The 21,205-nt window shown below is 56.9% G+C and carries 23 protein-coding genes and 1 tRNA gene; 11 read left to right on the forward strand and 13 right to left on the reverse strand.

Annotation, left to right across the window (positions count from 1 at the left end; all coding sequences use genetic code 11):
* Positions 1-12 precede the first annotated feature (12 nt).
* Positions 13-1,467, reverse strand: coding sequence for an AMP-binding protein (locus tag MTR64_RS08400; protein ID WP_243992748.1), 1,455 nt, complete (start codon positions 1,465-1,467; stop codon positions 13-15).
* Between the two features lie 3 nt (positions 1,468-1,470).
* Complete coding sequence (locus MTR64_RS08405) at positions 1,471-2,391, reverse strand: enoyl-CoA hydratase (RefSeq protein WP_243992749.1); 921 nt, start codon at positions 2,389-2,391, stop codon at positions 1,471-1,473.
* Positions 2,392-2,563: 172 nt separating this feature from the next.
* Between MTR64_RS08405 and MTR64_RS08410 the strand changes: the two genes are divergently transcribed.
* Positions 2,564-2,639 (forward strand) — tRNA-Thr (locus MTR64_RS08410).
* 456 nt (positions 2,640-3,095) lie between these two features.
* Here the strand turns inward: MTR64_RS08410 and MTR64_RS08415 are convergent.
* From MTR64_RS08415 to MTR64_RS08450, 8 genes are all read right to left on the reverse strand, one after another.
* On the reverse strand, positions 3,096-3,752 hold the full coding sequence (locus MTR64_RS08415; protein WP_243992750.1) for a hypothetical protein: 657 nt from the start codon (positions 3,750-3,752) through the stop codon (positions 3,096-3,098).
* 70 nt (positions 3,753-3,822) lie between these two features.
* Positions 3,823-4,086 carry a GlsB/YeaQ/YmgE family stress response membrane protein gene (locus tag MTR64_RS08420; protein WP_243992810.1) on the reverse strand — a complete coding sequence of 88 codons (264 nt, stop codon included), beginning with the start codon at positions 4,084-4,086 and terminating at the stop codon, positions 3,823-3,825.
* Between the two features lie 79 nt (positions 4,087-4,165).
* Complete coding sequence (locus MTR64_RS08425) at positions 4,166-4,675, reverse strand: hypothetical protein (protein ID WP_243992751.1); 510 nt, start codon at positions 4,673-4,675, stop codon at positions 4,166-4,168.
* A gap of 65 nt (positions 4,676-4,740) precedes the next feature.
* Positions 4,741-4,980, reverse strand: a complete 240-nt coding sequence (locus tag MTR64_RS08430; RefSeq protein WP_243992752.1) for a hypothetical protein — start codon at positions 4,978-4,980, stop codon at positions 4,741-4,743.
* Positions 4,981-5,022: 42 nt separating this feature from the next.
* On the reverse strand, positions 5,023-5,898 hold the full coding sequence (locus MTR64_RS21340; protein WP_327194259.1) for an META domain-containing protein: 876 nt from the start codon (positions 5,896-5,898) through the stop codon (positions 5,023-5,025).
* Positions 5,865-6,167 (reverse strand): hypothetical protein, encoded by a 303-nt coding sequence (locus MTR64_RS08440; RefSeq protein ID WP_243992755.1) that lies wholly within the window; start codon positions 6,165-6,167, stop codon positions 5,865-5,867. Before MTR64_RS08440 ends, MTR64_RS21340 begins: the two co-directional genes overlap by 34 nt.
* Positions 6,168-6,183: 16 nt before the next feature.
* The gene (locus MTR64_RS08445) at positions 6,184-6,828 is read right to left on the reverse strand and encodes a hypothetical protein (RefSeq protein ID WP_243992756.1); all 645 of its coding nucleotides are present in this window, start codon (positions 6,826-6,828) and stop codon (positions 6,184-6,186) included.
* Positions 6,829-6,920: 92 nt separating this feature from the next.
* Positions 6,921-7,961 carry a hypothetical protein gene (locus MTR64_RS08450; protein WP_243992757.1) on the reverse strand — a complete coding sequence of 347 codons (1,041 nt, stop codon included), beginning with the start codon at positions 7,959-7,961 and terminating at the stop codon, positions 6,921-6,923.
* Between the two features lie 857 nt (positions 7,962-8,818).
* Between MTR64_RS08450 and MTR64_RS08455 the strand changes: the two genes are divergently transcribed.
* From MTR64_RS08455 to MTR64_RS08470, 4 genes are all read left to right on the forward strand, one after another.
* A complete protein-coding gene (locus MTR64_RS08455; RefSeq protein ID WP_243992758.1) occupies positions 8,819-9,580 on the forward strand; it encodes a helix-turn-helix transcriptional regulator in 762 nt (253 codons plus the stop codon).
* 591 nt (positions 9,581-10,171) lie between these two features.
* Positions 10,172-10,891: a hypothetical protein gene (locus MTR64_RS08460; protein ID WP_243992759.1), complete on the forward strand. Its 720-nt coding sequence runs from the start codon at positions 10,172-10,174 to the stop codon at positions 10,889-10,891.
* 448 nt (positions 10,892-11,339) lie between these two features.
* Complete coding sequence (locus MTR64_RS08465; protein WP_243992760.1) at positions 11,340-11,738, forward strand: hypothetical protein; 399 nt, start codon at positions 11,340-11,342, stop codon at positions 11,736-11,738.
* Positions 11,739-11,952: 214 nt separating this feature from the next.
* Positions 11,953-12,204, forward strand: coding sequence for a hypothetical protein (locus MTR64_RS08470; RefSeq protein ID WP_243992761.1), 252 nt, complete (start codon positions 11,953-11,955; stop codon positions 12,202-12,204).
* Positions 12,205-12,344: 140 nt separating this feature from the next.
* Here MTR64_RS08470 and MTR64_RS08475 read toward each other — a convergent pair whose 3' ends face one another.
* Entirely contained in the window at positions 12,345-12,638 is a 294-nt protein-coding gene (locus tag MTR64_RS08475) for a hypothetical protein (RefSeq protein ID WP_243992763.1), read from the reverse strand.
* A gap of 159 nt (positions 12,639-12,797) precedes the next feature.
* Between MTR64_RS08475 and MTR64_RS08480 the strand changes: the two genes are divergently transcribed.
* The 6 genes from MTR64_RS08480 to MTR64_RS08505 all read left to right on the forward strand — a co-directional run bounded on the left by MTR64_RS08480 (position 12,798) and on the right by MTR64_RS08505 (position 18,870).
* Positions 12,798-13,118, forward strand: a complete 321-nt coding sequence (locus tag MTR64_RS08480; RefSeq protein WP_243992765.1) for a hypothetical protein — start codon at positions 12,798-12,800, stop codon at positions 13,116-13,118.
* A 297-nt stretch (positions 13,119-13,415) separates the two neighbouring features.
* Positions 13,416-13,712 (forward strand): hypothetical protein, encoded by a 297-nt coding sequence (locus MTR64_RS08485; RefSeq protein ID WP_243992767.1) that lies wholly within the window; start codon positions 13,416-13,418, stop codon positions 13,710-13,712.
* A gap of 66 nt (positions 13,713-13,778) precedes the next feature.
* Positions 13,779-15,269 carry an AAA family ATPase gene (locus tag MTR64_RS08490; RefSeq protein ID WP_243992769.1) on the forward strand — a complete coding sequence of 497 codons (1,491 nt, stop codon included), beginning with the start codon at positions 13,779-13,781 and terminating at the stop codon, positions 15,267-15,269.
* A gap of 275 nt (positions 15,270-15,544) precedes the next feature.
* Entirely contained in the window at positions 15,545-16,702 is a 1,158-nt protein-coding gene (locus MTR64_RS08495; RefSeq protein ID WP_243992771.1) for a site-specific integrase, read from the forward strand.
* Positions 16,699-16,977, forward strand: a complete 279-nt coding sequence (locus MTR64_RS08500; RefSeq protein WP_243992773.1) for a hypothetical protein — start codon at positions 16,699-16,701, stop codon at positions 16,975-16,977. Before MTR64_RS08495 ends, MTR64_RS08500 begins: the two co-directional genes overlap by 4 nt.
* Before the next feature lie 333 nt (positions 16,978-17,310).
* On the forward strand, positions 17,311-18,870 hold the full coding sequence (locus MTR64_RS08505; protein ID WP_243992775.1) for a tetratricopeptide repeat protein: 1,560 nt from the start codon (positions 17,311-17,313) through the stop codon (positions 18,868-18,870).
* A 578-nt stretch (positions 18,871-19,448) separates the two neighbouring features.
* On the opposite strand, the gene MTR64_RS08510 is transcribed toward MTR64_RS08505, so the two are convergent.
* Positions 19,449-19,760: a hypothetical protein gene (locus MTR64_RS08510; RefSeq protein WP_243992777.1), complete on the reverse strand. Its 312-nt coding sequence runs from the start codon at positions 19,758-19,760 to the stop codon at positions 19,449-19,451.
* Positions 19,761-20,512: 752 nt separating this feature from the next.
* Positions 20,513-21,025 (reverse strand): PilZ domain-containing protein, encoded by a 513-nt coding sequence (locus MTR64_RS08515; RefSeq protein ID WP_243992779.1) that lies wholly within the window; start codon positions 21,023-21,025, stop codon positions 20,513-20,515.
* Positions 21,026-21,205 lie beyond the last annotated feature (180 nt).

The raw sequence follows: 21,205 nt of genomic DNA on the forward strand, positions 1-21,205 counted from the left end.
CCCTGCCTCGCTTCAGATCCTTTCCGCCCGCAACGCGCTGCGCCGGGCCTTCCCGGCCTCGTCGCGCAGCGGCGCCTCGGTGAACTCGATCGTACGCGGCACCTTGTAGGACACAAGTCTGCCGCGCACGAACGGCAGCAGGTCTTCCGGACCTGCCTCTGCCCCTTCCGCGAGCCGCACGATGGCATGGACCCGTGCGCCCAGATCCTCGTCGGGCAGGCCGATCACGATCGCTTCCAGAACGTCCGGATGGGCCATCAGCGCCGCCTCGATCTCCGCCGGATAGAGGTTGCGCCCACCCGAGATGATGAGGTCGGTCCGCCGGTCGGCGATGTAGAGATAGCCGTCCTCATCGACCCAGCCATAATCGCCGAAGCTCTCGAAGCCGTCCGGCAGGCGCCGCGAATCCGCGCCGAGATAATGATAGGACCGGTCGCCGCCGCCAGTACCGATGCGCCGCATGTAGATTTCGCCCACTTCACCCGGCCGCAGCACGGCGCCGTCCTCCCCGCGCACGAGCACGTCGGACCATGTGGGACGGCCCACCGAGCCGCGATGCGCCAGCCATTCGACGCCGTTGAGCTGCGTGGTCGCGAAACCTTCGGTCCCGCCGTACATCTCCCAGACTTTCTCTGGCCCGATCCAGTCGATCCAGAACTGCTTGAGCTCGGGCGTGATCGGCGCGGCAGTGTGCCACAGGGTTTCCAGCGACGAGATGTCGTAGCGCGCCCGCACCTGCTCCGGCAGGCGGGCGACACGGTTCATCATTGTCGGCACCAGCGCGGTCCACTGCACCTTGTGCGCCTCAACCAGCCGCAGGAACTCCCCGGCATCGAAACGCTCCATGCCCACCACCGAATTGCCATGCACCATGACCGAGTGCGACATCGCGAAGGGAAAGTTGTGATAGAGCGGCCCGGCATTGAGCATCACGCCATCGACCGGGATGCCCAGCCCGCGCACGGAATCGTCCAGCTGCGAAGGATGATGATCGACGATCAGCTTGGGCCGCCCGGTCGAGCCGCCCGATGTCATCGCCTTCCAGCTCGGTGCCACCAGTGAAGCCAGCGGAGAGCCATCGGGATGATCGCGCCCGAACGCCACGGGCAGCCCTCTGCACGAGGCTCGCAGCGCCTCATCCTCCACCACGGCGGCACGCGGTTCGGCAAGGTCAAGGATCGCGGTGAATTCCGGGGCGGGCAGCCGGTGCGACACCACGGTGGGCGTGGCGCCCAGCTTCCAGACGGCAAAGGTCCACTCAAAGAAGGCATTGCCATTGGGCATCGAGAGCACCACACGGTCCCCCTGCCCCACGCCCAGCCCCTGCAGTGCCCTCGCCCGCCGGGTAGCAGCATCGGCCAGATCCCCCCAGCTCAGCTCAGCATCGCCATGACGAACCGCCCAGTGATCCGCCCCCCGCCGCGCGGCATTGCGTTCAGGCAGATCGCCGAGCACGACACCGGCCATCGCTCAATCCTCCGCCTTGCGCCTGCCCGGCATTGTCGTCCCGGCGGCCAGTGCCGCCTCGAGATGCCGCCTCACCGATTCGGGCAGCCGGGTAATGTCGATGGGGAAGCCGTGAAGCAGCATGTTCTGCAGGTGCCCGATCTGGTGATTGGCGAAGGACGCCTGCATCGCCTCGCGCCGCCCCATCGCATCCTGCGCGGCATTGACCGAGGCTTTCATCAGCTTGAGCGCGAAGCGGTCGGTGCGGGCGATCTCCTGTGCCAGTTCCACCGCCCGGTCCTGCAGCTGCGCGCGCGGCACCACCTCGTTGACCATGCCTGCGGCAGCGGCGGCCTGCGCCGACAGCCAGCCGCCAGTGAACAGCATCTGCTTGGCCCGCCGCACGCCCAGCTCGAAAGGATGCGCGAAGAACTCCACGCCCGGCACGCCCATGTCCGATCCGGTATTGTCACGGAACCGCGCGTCTTCCGCGGCGACGATGATGTCCGCGAACCACATGAGCATGAGCCCGCCCGAAATCACGCTGCCCTGCACCGCCGCGATCACCGGCTTGGGCGCGTTGCGCCAGCGCTCGGTCATCTCCAGATAGACCTCGCGCTCGCGGGTATAGAGCCCCTCCCATCCCGCCGCGCCGAACTCGCCCCACAGGCTGGTGCGCTCGGCCGGTGTGCCCATCGGCGGCTCTTCCATCGACAGGTCGTGCCCGGCACTGAAATGATCGCCGTCGGCGGCGAGCACGATCACGCTGACGTCCTCGTCATCGCAGGCCAAACGCATGGCGGCATCGATCTCGTAGGTCATGCGCGTTCCTTGCGCATTGCGCTTTTCCGGTCGCGCCAGCACGATCCGCGCGACTTTCGGCGCCGCGCGTTCATAGCGAATCTGCGCGACCTCCGGCCCTTGCCCGGCTGCGGCTTGCGGCATCGTTTCCCCCACCCAATTATTAGACAATTGTCTAGCACAATACGCACTGCCCGGCGCCGCGCAAGACGCGCAAATGCATTGGCGCTGCAAAGCCTCTTGCACGAGCCCCCTCACCCCGGTAAAGGCGCCCCCTGCCCACGCTCCCGACGGCACCCGGAAGGATGCAAGGCACGCCGCTTTAGCTCAGTTGGTAGAGCACATCATTCGTAATGATGGGGCCACAGGTTCGAGTCCTGTAAGCGGCACCACCTTCCTAAAGATACTTTGACAGGGAACGCCACCGGTTGGCGCTGAAAGCGCCCTTCGCGTTTGGGGCTGGCTTGGGTCAAGCTTGGGGCGCTTTGGGCAGGGTCTTGTGCCCGTCCCGTGCCAGACCCGTTTTCGGCCCGATCGTTCCGGCTTGTGCGGCTGGAAGTGGGAATCGTTGGTTACGTCAGCTTCGCGCCCATCTAAGTCGTTCCGCTGACCAGACGCCGTTCCCAGAACCTGCCATTCCCGGAGGTTGGTGCAATTAAGCCCAAAGGGGTCGAGGCTGGGACCTTCCGGACCGTCAGCATCGGAGCACCGTAGCGTCCATTACCGACGTCACACAGGAGAAAATTTACCTTAGGTTCGCGCTGGCAAAACGGACTTTCAACATCTCGACGAGGCTTCCCAATACCGGTCAGTAGTCGAGTTCAATCGAACTAATATCGCTTCCGCCATCATCGACACTTCGGATGCGTCCTGATGTCCCGGATATCGACGATCCTGCTGTTGGTGGATGTTGTCTGCACGCAAAGCTGCGTCCTCTGAAAGTAATAAATGCCATAGAGCGTGTTGCCGGACGAAAAGGAATCCACGTTCCGAAAGCCACGAGCGCGCAGTTCATCGAATGCAGCGACAGCATCCATGCCGCGAATTCCGGCGATGTTGCCGGCATTGCCTGCGCCAGCGGACGGGCCTGCTCCCCTTTTCACATCAATGGACAGTCGGTAGCTATCCACTTCCCCTCGGCGCGCTGTCGCCCGCATCTGATAGACCCGGATCTTGTAGGGGCCGGATTTGGGCAAAGTTCCCGTGAAGGAATCGCCGCTGCTGCTTCCGACGAAGATCGCCTCGCCCTGGCTGCCCGGTGGCATGATGTTGAAATAGACGATCCTCGCGCCTCTCATTCGTACCGACATCACCTGGCCTGCGCTGGCCCGCACGACATAGTCACGTATCTGTCGGCCTTTGATCGTTCCGCTGACCGTGGTTCCAGTGGTCCCCCGTGGAAACTGGACATTGGTTGTGATTATTTGTGCGAGGGCGGGAACGGCTAAGGGAGAAGCTAGACCCAATGTAGCCACCGCAAGCAGGCATATGGACGATGTCTTCATGGAACTAACTCCTGTTTCTGCGGCAGCAAGGCAGGCCGCACGATGGCTGTCAGTTTAAACCTGTCAGAAGTCAGCGAACTTTCCCGCGCTGAACGAGGTTCACAATGCCGAGCAATATGATCGCGCCCACGAAAGCAACGATCAGGCCGGTAAGTGAAAATTTCTGGACCGTCCCGGTAATGCCGAACTGGTTGGCGAGCAGGTTGCCGATGACAGACCCGACACACCCGACGACAATGTTCCAGAAGATGCCCTTTGAGGCATCGCGGTTCATGACCTTGCTGGCAAGCCAACCGGCAACGCCTCCGACGATCAAGGCAATAATCCACCCCATTTGAACCTCCCTTTCTACTCGGTTCCCCATTTTTGAAGGTACTTCAGCTTCATCCAATGTACCCGGTCGCCATTGGCGCTCATTCGGTGCGCAATATCCTGCCGGCCTTGCCCCGTTGCCGCATCAGTTCGTCGGCCTGCTTCAACGCCTCCATGAAAGTGCGATAGTCATCGTCCATGCATCCCGAGTTCCATGCAATCTCAGTCGTGGTTGCGCCCTTTGTGAAACGGATCGTTCCATAGGCCATGTCCGGTATGAACTGGCGGCAAGAGTTTGCATCGAGGGCAGGATCGGGCAAGTGAGACAGGATGATGCGGATTTGTTCGAAACCGTCAGGGCCTGCCTCGATTACGTGGTAGACCGTTCTCGTGTCAGCGGTCTGTTCACCTGCCGTGTCGGTGCTCTCAGCCCAGTTTCCGGCCCCATCCGTACCGATACGCCAGGATGAAATTCCGCGTCCCCAACTCTTCACCTCGAAAGCAATGAGGTCCCATGTTTGCGGATCTGGGCGGGGCGTCGATTTTCCGTCCGCATAGGTCGGAGAAAAGCCCGTCACGAAGATCACAGTGACGGCGACTGCGCAGGCCATTCGATGCAGCTTGCCTCTGCGTATCGGCTCCTGCCATCGTGATCCTCGGGCGATCATGGCCTGCCTCAGTGCCTTTTCCAGAACCAGAACAGGATACCTGCATTCAAGGCAGGTGCGAGCATGCCGCTCACAAGGCCGCCCAGGTCAAGTCTGTCCGCGAGCAGATTCCACGGCAGGCCAAGGGGTATGAGGAACACGCCGGAGAGAGGGTCCTTATCCTGTCCAAACCAGCCGAAGGTGCCCATCAGGAACAGGAGGAAGGCGCCGGCATAGAGGGCGCAGAAGGTCCAGAATGCCCATTTCATCGATGCCTTACCTCCTGCAGCCTTTTCCGCCGCCGCCAGTCATCATCCGCCCGAAACCAATGCATCGACGATGATGTAGCTCTCCGGGCCGAACCGGATCTCGTTCTGATCGCCACGACGCGTGACGGAGAACTGCCAGCCGGCGGATCCATCGGCCTCCCCACTGTCGGCACCATATGGCGTCGTGCCGCGGAAAAAGATGGCGCGTTTGAAGCCGTCCGGCTTGGTCACTTCGACAAGGGCAGTGCCGTCTGTCCCCCAGTTGCGCTTCACACCCGCAAAGCAACGGCTCGCCGGCTGGCCGCCTTTCATCCCGCAAGGCACCTGCGCTGTCGCATGGTAGTCGGTTCCGGGAACCAGCGCATCGCCGCCGGGCAAGCCGATATCTGCGGAGGCAAGTGCAAAGACGGCATGGCCTGTCATGATCGTGAGGCCCTTGCGGCCGGGCAAAAGCGTGAAGCCCATGGCGGAAGGGAGGTCCGATGCCATTGCCTCGCCAAAGGTGGGATCAGGGCATAGCGCTCGTGTCGACGCGATTTGACCGATCCTCAGCGTGCCATTGCCAGCCTGAAGCGGGCCTGCGGACCAGTCTGCATTGCCCCTGTTGCAATCGAGGGAAAGGCTCATCGTGCCATCACGGTTGAAAGTGAGGGTATGTCTGGCCTGCTGGGGCGGGGTGAGCCCTGATCGGCGGCCCTGTCCGTAGTCAATGGAGACCAGCCTCCATGAAGTGCCAGCAAGTGCATTTGCCATGGGCGGCTGTACGGCCGGTAGAGACGCGCATCCATTGAGGGCCATGATGCTCGCTCCCAGGACTATTGCTGCAGTGCCACGTTTCATCGCAAAACCTCCGGTTCTCGATTTCAACTCAAGAGCACGCCACTTCACTTCGCGTATTTTTCCATGAACTGGGCACATGCCACAGCGCTGCCAATTGCCTTTTCATCCGGTTGCAACTCTTCTTTACCGGCAAGATCCTGCGAGGCCTTGTTCAATACCTGGTCCACTTGTTTAGCGGTAAGGAAGCCCAACTGTTGCGCCGCCTGCATGGTCGAGCAAATCCCGGCCGACATGCCTGTTGCAACACCCATTCCCGCCATCGCGCCCCCTCCCAGCGACACTCCTCCCAAGGCCCCGGCCAGAACGCCGACGACGAGAGACGCGAGGCCTATTCCCAACTTGCCCAAGATTTGCTCCTCACCCTCAGAGCGCGCCCTCGTCTCCGCCATAGTAGACTTCGGCGAGTTTGCCGTCCTTGCTGCCGAAGCACTGCCATGGTGCCTCTGCTCCCTGGACGTTGACGTAGATCATGACGCCGGATTCCGCTTCATCGATGCGGCGCGTGCCGATAACGCCGCCCCCGGTCATCTCGTTGACCCGGGCAAGGCATTTGGTTTCCATGCCGCCGGGCGAGCGTATCGGGTCCTTGAGCCTGGCTGGCGCCACCGCTGCGACGGGAGATGCCATAGGCGCGGTTTCAGGCAGCCCTTCGTTTGCATCGCCCGTTGGAACCGAAACGATGGTGATCGCCCCGACTGCCCCGGCGATGGTACCGCCGAGTGCATCTGCATCGCTTTTGCTCGGACAACCGACGAGGATCGCGCTGTCGTCCAGCCAGTTGGAGGTGACTGCGCTCTCGCCGAGCCGACGGCAAGGAGCACCACTTTCGGGATAGCCGTCGCCGATCACGACGAGGCTGTCCGGGAAGACGACGGCAACTGCGGATTCCGTTACTGAGGGCTCCGACGCAGCATCGTTTGGAGCCTCGGAAGATCCGCAGGAGGCGAGCAAAAGGCAAAGGCCGGCCATCAGCGCGGCGTTGAGGGCGGTTCCGGTATTCTTCGTCATGAACTTGCCTCGCACGATCATGCTGTCTGTTGGTTGCCCGTGCCCTGCGGCGCTCGGTGAAAGGACAACGCAGGGCACGGGGCCGGAAGCCTTTAGCGGCACCGGGGATGGGTCTGGATATCGGAAGCGGAATCTACGCGCCCATTGGCCGTGATCACCTGCAGGCACTGACGGCTGGAGCGGTTGTACCAGACGGTTCCATAGGCGTGCTTGCCGGATTCAAACGTATCGACCTTTCGGAATCCGTTGTTCCCGAGCTGGACTTCGGCCCCATCGCCTGCAGCGCCAACCAGCCGCTGGTACCAGGTCTTCCCATCCGAACCGATTGATGAACCGCCCGAATGACCCGACCGGCATTTCGGATGCGTCTGGATGTCCCGGACATCGTCGATGCGGCCATTGGCGACGATTAACTGAAGGCACTGATTGGACTGCTGGCGCCACCGGATACTGTATCGTGCATTGCCCGAGGCAAAGTTATCAACCTGAACAAAACCGCGGCGATTAAGTTCATCCATGGCGCCGGCTGCGCGAGCCCCCTGCAAATCCTTGAACTCGGCAACGTTGCTGTAGCCGCCACGATTGTGGTGATGGCTGAGGTTTGCATTGCGCTCATCCACGCCCACCTCGTAGCCGTGGGAATAGGCATCTGAACGGGAATAGTTGTGATAGCTGGCGTTGTAGAGGCCATCCTTGTAGCCACGATCAAACTCCGCCTGCTCCCGTTCGTTGTAGTTCTTGTCACCCTGATGATGCGACTTGCTCGCGAGCACCGCTCCCAGGAGCGCCAGGCCGGCAACGGCTCCCACCGCGGCAGTGGTGTTCCCGCCCGATTTGCCACAATCGCTGTCCTTCGCGTCCACAATGGACTCGACAGTGTCGTTGTAGACTTCCACGCGGACGCAATTGTCGTCGGATTTGTTCCACCAGTAACTATTGATGTATCCGCGCGAATTCTTGTGGCTGCTGATGCTCTTGAATCCGCGCTCCTTGAGGGCCTGCTCGGCACCCCAGGCGTCCTTCCCGTTGATCGAGGACAGCTGGTTCGCCTTTTCGGCGAAGGCAGGGTTGGCGCCCACGACAGTGGATGCCAGCATCGCAGTCGCCGTGACGTGGAATATGGATTTCTTCATGGCAGTGCCCCTTCAGCTTCCCAATAGTCGTCAAAGGCGAACTCACAGGGCTGACTGCGGCCCACTTGGAAACCCGAACTGCACCGGAAAAAGACGGCGCAAAAAAATGCCAGATGGCGCCTCCGGACAATGTCCAAACTTGAAGTAAGTTTCCCAATTCAATAATGTCAGCTCAACGGTCGCTTTATTTTTCACGAAAGTGCAAGAGTTTGCGATTGGAGGCTATCGACAAATATTGACATGAGATGTGCAAATGGTGACATTGAGTTAACTTGGATCAACATGCCTTTTCGTGGCCTTATGCATGCAGCTGGCCCAGCGGTTAACCGGCTCTGGCGCGACATGGATCAGGCTCAATATGCCGGTAATGCGGTCTTGCGGACTACTTGGTTTCCGCCCGGCCCGTTCAAGGAGTGCCTGATTTGGCCGCGCATGCACCAACCGCGTCTTGCAGGGTCTCTCATGTCGATCGCGAAGCGGAAGGCCTGGAGAGGCCATCGCCATTTCACGCAGATGCCTGGCGGGCCATCGAAGCTCTGGGAAGTGCCGCACACCAGCAGGTCTCTACCGGCATCTGGCTTCACCTTTCGAGATGGCTCAATGCCCCCGCATGGTTGATAAACGAAACGACAGTGGTCCGGGGACAACCGCTGCCCCCCTCCATTTCGGCGGCAGACGATTTGTTGATCACGGCAAACGTGCTCGCTCACATGGGCGCCGCAAACGCATTCCATCGCGTAATCCAGCATCCCAGGCCCGCGCTCGGGCCACGGGCCGCGCTACTGTATGTCAGCGCGCCGTGCCTGGGCGAGGCAATGACAGTGCTTTGCCAGGCGAGTAACAATAACCACCCTTACATGGAACTGGTGATCCGGTGCACTGGAGTGCACATCGAAGTCCAGGTGCAACCCAAGCTGGACTTGGGGCAACTGGCTGATTTTCTGATGCCTCTGGCAGCACTCACGCTCTATAAAGTCACCGAGGCGATTATTGCAGACCGGGTCAGTTCAACACAGCTCGAGTTGACACTTTCCGGTTCGCAGTTGTCGGCTGAACTATGGTCCGGGGTGAACTGCGCGGTGTCGGCAGAGGCTGACGTCAACCGGCTGCTGATCCCGCTTCAACTTGCCACACTTGAAAATCCCGAGCACGATCCAGCCTTGTGGGTGCAGGTGCAGGAAAGCTTCAGGCACCTTTCATCGACGCGACATGCTATGTCTTTCAGCACCCGAATTCGCGAGCAAATCGTGCATTCGATTTTGAAGGATGGAAAAGCCCCGCGCCTCAAGAAAATCGCTGCGACAGAAGGGGTCAGTCCTCGGACGATCATCCGCAGCCTTGCGAACGAGGGTACGACCTTCTTTGATCTTGTGGAACAGGAACGGCGAAACCTCGCTGCCGAACTGATCAATAATCCGGCTCTCAGTCTGGACAATGTGGCGGTAAAGCTGGGGTTTGGCGACAGATCCAGCTTCGGCCGGTCGTTTCGCAAGTGGTTTGGAATGGCGCCGGGGAAATTTCGCAGGAACATTGTGCAAAAGGCAGCGACGCTGACGAATTCAGTGGCGGCTCTATCCTTCAACATGCCATTGAGCGATTTGCTACGTAATGTTGTGTAAGTGGATGTCGCCGTAGTTCGGCTCTCCGGATAGCGACAATGGCCCAATGCTGCCATTCCTTCTCAGAACGGAGATACAGCCGAACGGGTCCCGCACGGGTCACTTTTCCGGAATCTTTCCTACCAAAGTGCTTTCCGTAGGAAACGCCCCTGACCAGGCTATGGCGCAACTTGGGAAGGGTCTGGGTCTAACCGGAAAACGCCCTCCCCTTTACCTCGAAACCCGCACAAATCCTCGCGCTCCAGCCGCCCTATCCTTGCTTTCGTAATGATGGGGCCACAGGTTCGAGTCCTGTAAGCGGCACCACCTTCCTAAAGATACTTTGACAGGGAACTCCGCCGGTTGGCGGCGAGAGGGGCTTTGCGCTTGGGGCTGGCCTGGGTTGAGGTTTAAGCGCTTTCAGCAAGGTTTTGTGCAAAGCACGCTCTAGTCTCCCTTCATTCGTCAAATACGCGAACGGTACTTGTCACTTATGACAGCGCGGTGGAAAAATTTGTTGCCGAATCAGCCTCCAAAAGTGATTTCTAATGTGCGGTATGAAAAGGTACGCTGGTTAAGCAATCCGGCGATTACATTTCTGAAGGGCGAAATATGATGCGGTCCAAACGATCTCGCTGCCTAGTCATCAGCATTGCTTTGACGACATTTTTAGCCAGCAACATCGCTTTTTCTCAGGAATCCGAGATATTTTCGCCTGCGGAATGGAGGTCCGTTGTTGGTGATAGTCGCACGCAAGATGAGCTATTAGATGTAATGATGAAAATAACTCGTGAAGGCTCAGAAGCTACATCTGCGGGCCGGTCGGGCGAAGGGCGTCACAAATTGATTATGAGTCTAGTTTTGAGTAGATATATATTAGAATATTCGCGTTCAAAAGGGGAATATGTTTCTCAAGATTTAGTGTATTCATCTGATAAGCTCGAAAATTCCTTACTTTCAACAGGCGTCACGCCCGCTCAAATAAATGATGCTCAGCGAAATCTATATATAATTATGCCTAAAATAGCGCCGCTTCCCAGCATGCGCCCAGTCAATGCAGGTGAGAGCGCGCCAATTGTCGCGGCAATAAGGAAAAAAATGATCGATCCAAATTCATTGATAATCGATAAAGTATACATGTACGCGCCACTAAATGGCATAAGGGGGGCGTGCGCCGTTTTCAATGCGAAAAATAGGATGGGCGGGTATGCTGGAAGGCAGAGCATAATAGTATATTATGAAAATTCACAATGGAATGCTGGATCTGCTTCAGCAATTGTAAATTGCGAAGATATGAAGGCTCTATATCGCAACCATGCCTTGCGCGATTAATACATATTATACTTAAAACGTATAGAATTTATGTGAGCGAATGTTTCCTGCCACAGTGCAGTTTTGTGCCCGATTGCACTGCGCGCGATTGCGGAAATTCGCCCATCTTATAAGAAAAGCGCCACTCCGGCCCTCTTCCCGCTGATCTCCGGCCGAGATCCATCCCAACATAAGGGGGAAGATCCCATGCACATCATCCGCACGGCGGTGGCCTTGTTGCGTCTCGCCATAACCAACGAAGGAACCCAAGCCGCTGGAATGAGGGCGAACAGATGATCGCCAAGGTCATCGCCGCCCTGCTGCTCATCATCGGCAGCCTCCTCGCTTTGGCCCTCATAGGCAGGTTCATCTTCATGCTGCCGCTTCTGTTCCACTGACCCGCATCAATCCCACCCACTCAAGGCTCTCGGATCAACTCCGGGGGCCTTTTTTATTGGAAGACAGACACATGCTTCTTATCCACACCCATGAGGAAATGGCCGATGCTTCGGCGGTCCTCGAAGACAGCGAAGTCCAGGTCCTGCTGAAAGCCCAAGTTGAGCGGCTGGCAGCGTACACCGACTTTGACCTGTCCGAACTTGCCATGTTCGCCATCATCCAGCCGCACGACACGCTGGAAGCGATCGAGGCAGTTCTGAACCGCCCCCTGCTCGACGAAGCCGGTTCCTTCATCCAGCCCGTCGAGATCATCGCCAGACAGGGCGGCTGGTACGAAGTCACGTTCATCCTGTCCGATGATGGTTACGGCATGGTGCTGTACGTACCCATCGACAGCGCCACGGAACCAAGGTTGCTGACGGCTTGCGAACGGGCCTTTGCCGCAGTCGCCCACGACAGCGAAACCTGATCGGCAGCGAGCCAACCAGCATCAACCAATAGGGCTTTCCGGCCCCTCTTGAACACATTTTGCAGCGTCTCACCGGCGCTTTTTTCATATCCAGAAAGGAAACACGCATGCTGTCACTGCATGATCCCGCCTCGCGGGCCGAACCCTTGCGCCCGCTGCTCAAGCCCGAGCTGCTTGCCGGAGACACTAAATATATTGGCCCGGAGGTACGCCCATGAAGGTCGCGGGCTTCCTGATCATCGGCATCTTGGCGCTGGCAGTAGCGGCAGCCGCGTTGAAGATTGCCATCCTCGGTATCCTGGCCTTAGTCCTACTGGCACTGGTGGCCAATCCACGACAGACCCTCGGCTTCATCGTAGGCCTGCTCTACCTTGGGGCACTTGGGCGATACCCCGTGCCGACACTCATACTGTCAGCCGCACTCGTGGCCTTTGCTGCTATCGAGAAGCACCGGTCAAAACCATAGGCCACCTGCCAAGGGGCGAGGGGATGCCGTCACAGCGCCCCTCGCTCCCGACAGATTTTCAGTTTCGCAGTTTCCCACCACACCCTGCATTCGGCTGGGGGCCGCAAACCTGCGAACCTGCGAACCTGCGAACCTGCAGCTCAGTCCTGCTTCATGATCGCCTCCAAAAACTCTTCGTCGGATTTCCCACGGCGAGACCATTTCGCCATCTGGAATATCTCGAACTCAGTGAAAGAAAGATGCCCGACAACCTGCCCAAGCCCTTCCATCTTGGAAACGAAATGCAGTTCGAGCAGCCTACCTGTCTTATTGATGTGAAATCCTTTTGTTACTTTAGATTTCACCTGCTCACGGTAAAATTTGCCCGACACCTTCTTGTCCAAAAGGATGTGTGGGGTTGCGCCAGATTTCATTTGGCGAAGCGTTAGCAACATTCAGATCCAACTCCAGTGGGCAAAAACACCTGACAATAATGGAACATATAATGAACTTTAATATTCACATATAGTCCATAATATCAGTGTTTTGGTAAACTTATCCATTAACCCACAACGCGGGGAGCCTCAAGGCACGAATGAACCAAGGAAACGAACATGAAGACCCAGCACGACCCTTCCCAAGAAACCCCCAGAAAATCTCGGCTCAACCGCACCGAAAAGCGCAATCGCGGGTGGGAGGAGCATATCCCTGTATATGCGTTCCCCGCCTTCACGATGATCTGCGCTCTCTGGCACTCGGGCTTTAAGACACCCTACCAAATTATCTCCAAAACCCGGCAGCTTTCGGGCGACGCGATGATGCTCGATGTCGCGCATGTGCTTCGCCAATATGGCGATGGACCGGTGGCACTTTGGCCCACAAATGAAGACGGCACCCTCGACCTCACGATCAAATATTGCCACGCTGGACGTTAAATAGCCAACCGGGGCAGGCATCAACCTGCCCCACCTTCCTCCCTACCATAGAGACAACAAGGGGATCCCTTCGCTTGGCAAACGCGGGGATCGACGATGTAACCTCACAGGCCATCGCGAAGCATCTGGAGGTTGCGTCAGCAGCATTGAGGCCCAACTCCAGTCTGCAAAATGCCAGACTTCTATGGAACATATATAGAACTTTTGTATTAATCTATATCTCATAATATCAGTATGTTGGTTTCCTTATCCTTTAACCCACAACGTGGGAAGCCCAAACCAAGGAAACAACACACAATGAAACTTACGAACGACGTCCGCACCGAGAACCACACGACCGCTTTCCGCTACCGCGAAGGCCCGGACGTCCGCGGCTTCGGGATTAGCAACGACGAAATGCCTGCCTTCTCTCTCCTTTGCGCGTTACTGCACGCCGGTTACGACACGCCCTTTAAGATCGTCGAGCAAGCCCATCTTCTTTCCGGCGACAGAGCGATGCTCAACGTCGCTCACATCCTAGACAAGTACGTCGGCTGGCCAACCCGCATCTTTGAAGTCGACGATTACGGCACCATCCGCTTTGGGCCAGCCTAAACGGAAAACGGGGCAGGCTTCAACCTGCCCCACCTTATAAAACATAACAAGAACAAGGAGGCCGCCGTGGAGACACCACAGGCACCAATCCCAAATCCAATACCACCAGCCATCGCTGCCAACATCAACGTTCCGAAGGCGCAAGCTGAAGCCGATATCTGGGAAAACCTGGGCTTTGCCAAAGACCCAGAACAAGCGGCCGTTACAGTACCGGAAGGCGTACTGATCATATCTGGCCCAGCCGACGACGATGCATTCCGTCGTCTCCTGGCCAACTTGCCGGGCCCGCCAGCCATGATCTTCAGCCGGGATGGAACCCGTTACAGCACCTATCGCTTCGCTGCTGACCTGACACCCGTTGCCGATAGCGACCTGCCACTTGGCTGTAAGCTGCTCCGGCCCGGAGACTGCCTCATCCTACCCGATGACCGCACGATAGGCGACAAGGTCAGGGCCAAGACGATTACCGACCTGCCGGAACTGACGCCAGCAAGCAGGCTCGTTGAACGTCTGCCGCCACCTTGCCAGACTACCTCACTGTCGGCCTTCAGCCTTCGAGGCAAGGCCAGCGAGTTCGAAGCCAATGCAGTGTTAGCAGAGCCATTGCTAGGGAACGTCTGTTTCTCCGGACAAGCGACAATCTGGTATGCGCCGCCGAACGTCGGCAAAACCCTCATCGGCCTGAGCCTGTTGGGGGAAGCTGTTCAAGCAAAGCGCATCCAGCCGGGCAATGTCTTCTACATCAATGCCGATGACAGCAGCGCCGGTTTTGCCACGAAGATGTGTCTGATGGACGACTTGGGCGTCCATACCCTCGCCCCCGGCCATCGGGGATTCGAATGTTCGAAGCTTAGCGAACACATGCGCCGGGCTGTCCAGGAGGGTACGGCAAAGGGCATCTTCATCGTCATCGACACGCTCAAGAAGTTTGCCGACCTGATGAACAAGGCCCAGTCCACTGCCTTCGCCGACACCTGCCGCCTCTTCGTAATGAGCGGTGGGACCGTGCTTGCTTTCGCGCACACCAACAAGAACGCGACGGCAACCGGGAAACTGACCTACACCGGCACCGCCGACATCCTTCAGGATTTCGACGCCGCCTACATCATGACCCCGATCGAGAATGCGGACAGCAAGACTGATCGAGTTGTCCGGTTCGATGCCATCAAGCGGCGGGGCAGCGGCATCGAGCGAACGGCGTATCGCTATGCGGCAGAGGACGGCATTTCCTACGAGGAGCGGCTGGTTTCGGTGCAGGAGGTCCATCCCGACTTGCTTGATGAGTTCGAGCACGTCGAGATGGAACGCGAAGATGCTGACGTAATCGAGGCGGTAAAGGTCGTGATCGGCAAGGGCACCGACAAGAAGATGCAGCTCGCCAAGGCCGTTTCCCGCCGCATCCAGGTCAGCGAACGGCGCGTCCTGAGAGTTCTCGAAGCCTACACTGGCGTCGATCCAAAGCGGCATCACTGGACCTACGCGGTCAAGGGGCGCGGCGCGAAGGTCTACATGCCCCTGCCTCGGCCTGAAGTGGAGGCCCCACCAGCCGCTGACTGACCCAGCTTTGCAGGATCGCAGGATTTCAGGTTTGCGCCCTGCTCACCCGACCACGCTGGGACCTCAAAACTGCGAAACTGCGAAACTGCAGACCTGACGCACCGCCCCTGATTGCCCCCAAAACAGGGGCCTGGGGGCACCCCACAATTCCCCAAACTTTGCCGCTGTGGCCCCGCTGGCAGCCGAAACCCGGCTGTCCGGCACTGCCCCCATGCGCCCGCTCGGCGGGGCTCAGCGGCCCCATCATCAACACGCCTACAGAAAGGAAGCCAGAGATGGCTAAACTCAAACTTACATCTGCCCTATGCCGCATCGTCGAGTGCGAACCGGGCAAACGCAAGGAAGTCTTCCGATGCACCGAACAGACCGGCTTCGGGATCGAGGTCCGCTCCTCCGGTGAGAAGACCTACTGGTTCTATTATACCAATCCGGCGGGTAAGGCCGCGCAAATCAAGATCGGACGATATAGCGACGTATCCTTCGACGTTGCCAAGAAGAAGGCCAAGGAACTGCGGTCACAAACGGTTCTGGGCGGAAATCCAGCCGCCGAGAAGGCCGAACGCAAGGCGATCCCGACCTACGCCATCCTTGCCCAGCAGCACATCGATCACGCGCACACCTATCAACGACGGCCGGAGAACACCGAAGCTATCATCCGCAAGTATCTCATCCCCCGCTTCGGCAAGCTCCGGATCAACGACGTCACCCCGCAGGCCATCGCCAAGCACCTAGCCGAACTGCGCAAGACTCTCGCCATGTCCTCGGTCGACAAGATCAGGGTCACGCTGAACCGTTCCTACGTGCTCGCCGCAAAGTGGGGCCTGCCCGGTTCGGAACGCAACCCTGTCCAGGCGGTCGAACGGCCTCGCTACGACAACAAGCGCGAACGGTTCCTGACGCCGAACGAGGCCAAGCGCCTGCTCGATGCCTGCGCAGCATCCTTAAACCCCCTGCTGCGCCCGATCGTGCACCTGCTTATCCTCACCGGCGCGCGCAAGCGTGAGTTGCTGGACGCCCGATGGGAAAACGTCGACGTCGAGCGCAAGGCCTGGCTGATCCCGGACAGCAAGACCGGCAAGGCTCGATATGTCCCGCTCTCGCAAGCCGCCCTCGATGAAATCGCGGCACTGCCTCGATACCCGGACTGCCCGTGGTTGGTGCCAAACCCGGAAACACGCGAACCTTTCGACAACATCAAGCACGGCTGGAACACGGCACGTATAGCGGCTGGTCTGCCCGATCTGCGCATCCATGACCTTCGGCACTCTGCTGCAAGCTTCATGGTCAACAGCGGGGTCGATCTCTATGCGGTCGGCAAGATCCTCGGGCATGCCGATCACCAGAGTACGATGCGCTACGCCCACCTTGCCAACGACACGCTGCTCGCCGCCGTCGAGGCCGGGGCGGCCAAGATGCAGGGAGGCATGGTATGAGCATCGCACCGAACGAGGACCTGCAACACCTCAATTCCTGCCTCGACCCGGCGATCAGCAAGCATGACCGGGTCATCCTGTTGATCGGCGAATGCATCAGGCTCGGCATCGACCTAGGCCCTGTGATCCTGCTGGAAATCGGGCGTTTGGGATTTGATCGCAAGCATGTTGGCAAGCTGCTACACGATCTGGCCGGACCTGATCCGAAGCGGCACCATTGGCATCGTGACACTGACCGGCGCTACCGGGTGCATGACGCCGACATGACAACCTAACACCTCTCACCCCCGGACTTGCCTGGCCCTCCAGCCGCGCAGGTCCGGGGATTCTTTTTAAAATCTCTTCCGCCTCTGCGCAGAAATGATGCGAGCGGAAAATGGCACCCAAATTCTGCAGGAGGAGAGGAATAGCCCATCAACACGTCGATAATCCTTGAAATATCGAAATAATCATACGGCTTCTCTCCTTGCGTTGAGCTATTTTGCTTCAAACCTTGATGGCCCGAGTAATGGGTCCTGACACCAGCAAATTTCGATAAACTCCGATGGCCTTGACTTCGACTGAACGTGGTAGTTTGATGCTGGATAACTAACCGGGGGAACACCACGATGGTCACTGACGTCTATGGCGGCCTATTTTATCAAACTCGCCCGGGATTTGACTATCTTAAATACCTTGAAAAAAAGAGTCATTTTGACCGACTACACTTAATGGTCAGCAACGATATACGTAAAATTGTCACATCAAATGAATTTTTATCGAAACAAAACATTAGAGCTATAGAACAAAATAATTCAGATATTATAGGCACGCTAAATAAAAATACCGCGTCCATCCGGGACGATATAAATTCTGGATTTGATCAGTTATCATTAGATTTAGTTGGCATTCGGCATTCAGTCGATCATCTTGCAGCGATTTGCGATACCGGCTTTTCCCAAATCAGCCTCCAATTAGGACGACTCGACGAAGGCATTAGCCAATTGATTGCAATTGCCAAAACGCCCGACCAAACTTGGGCCTTTGAGCAATTCGAAATCGCACGTGATTCCTTTAGGCGGCGACTTTTTATTGATGCGCTAGACTACATTGATCGTGCTATTTTTGGGCACGGAGATCGTCCTGGCTACAAATTGGAACATCGATTCCACTACCTTCGCGGACTGATACACTTAGGAAACGAACACAATTTCGATCCAAGCGTCGTGGATTTAAGTCAAGCGATAGAGGATTTTAAAACTTCATCTAGATATGCCGAGCACGTCGACAACGGCGGTGTCGCCAGAGGCCTTCAAATGGCCGGGTGGGCTTCGTATTGCGCTGGAGACGCAGCCGGATCAGAAAATTACTTGAAGCAATCCCTGAGAATAGACCAACATAACTTACATACAAACTACTTGATGGCAAAAGCCCTCCTTCACTTAGGAGCAGAAAATCAAGCCGAAGGTTTTTTTAAAGCAGCACTACAAGGCGATCCAAATTATGGATTGCGCGCGGGCGCCGATCCAGATTTTCTAAGTCACAAAAATTCGCTAGAACGATGGATTGAAGATCATAGAAGACACCTAATCCACGAATGCCAGTCGAATTATAATAATATAAATATTCGTGATTTAAGATCTAAGTGGAAAATTTTAGTTTCACATCAATTTGAGACAGATGATTCTGCTATCAACAATCTTGAGGACCAAATTAGCAAAGTACCTAACGCCCCGGTAACTACACTCCTTGAATTAAAGGCATCGACAAAAAATTTAGTCGAGCAGTGCAACACAGCCATCACGAGAGCAAAGAACGGCCTACAAAATAAGGCAAACGCCCTTGAAACATCAAAACTCAAGAACAAAAAACAAGAAGGTGATAATACGCTATTTGGATTGGAATCAGGGTTTATCGCGGGTGGAATCGTATTTTTGATTACCATGGCCCTCTCTCTCCCGGAAATATTGGACTCGAGCGCAATAGGCGCAATTTTTCTTATCATAATTGCGCTGATAATTAGTGTACTTTTTGCGGCAGTAGCCGCAGCGGTAGTCTCTCCAGTAATGGGCATTCTCTCGGCGATTTTTCGTTCCACTTCGCACGCACAGAAATCAATAGTCCATCGTCGCGACAGCCTAAGTGAACGAGACGACGTTCTCAGGGACCTTCATAAACTTAACATATAAAGCATAACTTTGCTGAATTACTCGAACAATCTGATGGCCCCTACCGTTAAAATAGTACATTTTGTAAGATTATATTTCCCTATGTGCCTCAAAAACGGGTCCGGCACGGGTCGAGATTCCGGACTCGATCCTGCCAAACTGCCTTCCATAGGAAACGCCCTTGGCCGGGCTATAGCGCAACTTGGGAAGGGCATGGGTTAAACCCAAAATCACCTTCCCAATTGCCCCGAAGCCCGTACAAATCCTCGTGTTCCAGCCGCCCTATCCTTGCTTTCGTAATGATGGGGCCACAGGTTCGAGTCCTGTAAGCGGCACCATTTCCCTGTTCGCGAAAGCCCGCGAAAGGTTGAAAAAATCCCGAAAATCTGCGAAAAATGACATCGGCCTTGCCGCTGATGACCGCCTTTGTTGGCCTGTAGCCGGACAAATTTGGGGGCCTTTTGAAAGCCCCGACTTGAAAGGCCCCCAAAATGGCTTTGACCGATTCCGTAATCCGCGCCCGCAAGCAAGGTGGTGCCAGGCGATGACTTCAAGGATACCGAAATCCGCCAGCTGAAGCGCCATTTGGCCCGGGTGACCTAGCACTCGACCCGCGCGCTGATCCGATGAAAGAACGGACGATGTGGCGTGCTGTGGCGACTGAAGGTGTGGAACAGACCAGGTCCAAGCGTTGGCAGCAGCGCTTCCACTACGTTTACGTCCTCGCGGCTTCGAAGGTCTATGTGGACATGCAACTTGCCATCGAAGTCGAAACTGATCAGCGCGCCACGAGGGCAACGTGACTGCAGCATCGACAGGATCCGGCTCAACTCATCCGTGACGGTCGTCGATTGGATTGCTCCGGGAAAATATTCCACGCTGCGATCGGTGGCGATTTGTCCGTCAGCCATGACTTCCCCCTCATTGAAGCGCAATGTTACCGAATCCGGACAGGGAATTTATAGCCGTCATTGCAATGCAGCAATGCCGACTCATCCGCAAAGGCAACACGCAAATAGAAACCCGACTGTTTCCAGCCGGGTTCAGAAGTTTTTGGGAGAGGATGCCTGAAAGGCAGCACTATATTGTGCGGCGCGGCACTTTCTCGCAAGTGCGAAACATGCATGGGCAAGTGCGCCGAACACACACCCAACAGGTCAATCCAAACATCCAAGCGGAAAATACGCGCGCTACACATTTGACCCTGAAGGGGTGAGCCCGCTGGCAAAGTTGTGCGGAACTGGCTGCCAGCGGGCTCCAAGGGACACTCGGCGGCGGGGGTTCAGCTGACCGATCCGAGTCGTCAGAGGCAAGCTAGCACGATCCGGGGCGATGCATGCAAATTATCGAACGCACCGTGCGCAAATTCAGAGCGGGGCGGTGAGGACGCAGCCCAATTCAATGTAGCCGACCCCCCCTTTCCAGGAGCGTCCTGCAAGGGAACACTTCGCACGTTCTTGTCGTCATGCCACCCCATGTCATTTATTTGACAAACTATGGATGAGGATCGCGACTCGATCTACTATGAGCAACTTGCACGCGTAGCCCGGCGAAAAGCCGATGCGATCGATGATGCCGACTTGGCGCGGCGCCTACGCGAACAAGCAATTAAGTACGAGCGAAAGGCTCGGCAACTTCGTCGCAATGGTGGCTAGCGAACTGTTCAATTTGCCTTTGTGACAATGGCAAAGACAAAGCCTTTGGAATCCTGCCGAAAGCCAATCAATTTATAACCATTTATGCTCTTTGTCTGATCAAACTGTGATTTCCACGCGGCAACTTCATCAAGGCTGGGGTGTCGCCCTACCGGCAGTTCGTCGATGCTGGGCACATTGAGGGCGCTGAACGATCCGGTGCTTGCTTGAAGCAGTGCGGCACTGACAACTGCTTTGGAAATAGGGGCAAGAAATTCGCAGCCGTGACGGTTGTCGCGTTTCCAAATGATGCGGGCTTCGACGGCTTCTGCTCCCGGAAGATTGAAGTTGATTAGCTCGCCAACTTCCAATGGTATTGCACATTCAATCATAAGACCTGTCTCTGACAGGTCGTGGATGAGGGCGTCTGTCCATGACTCGGAATTGGCCATTGGTACGCTTAAGCGGATTTTTCGGCGTACGCGTTCCCGGCTGTCATGCGGCTCTGCGAAGCCTGAAATCTGCGCTCGTATAGGTTCCACGTGCCTTCCCTTAGTCCAGAGACACATTCAAAGGGCCAAACTCCCAAAAATGAGAGCGCGCACTGCCGATTGTCAGGGGCCATTTCTGGATGCCAGCCAAAAACATTTCGACCAGTCCTTCGCTGGGTGAATGCACTCTTCTCGGCAAGGTTCCATAAATTCCCTGAGGGCAGCAGCCAG

It is taken from the genome of Novosphingobium album (ex Hu et al. 2023), from assembly GCF_022832385.1.
GTDB classification, from domain to species: Bacteria; Pseudomonadota; Alphaproteobacteria; order Sphingomonadales; family Sphingomonadaceae; genus Novosphingobium; species Novosphingobium album.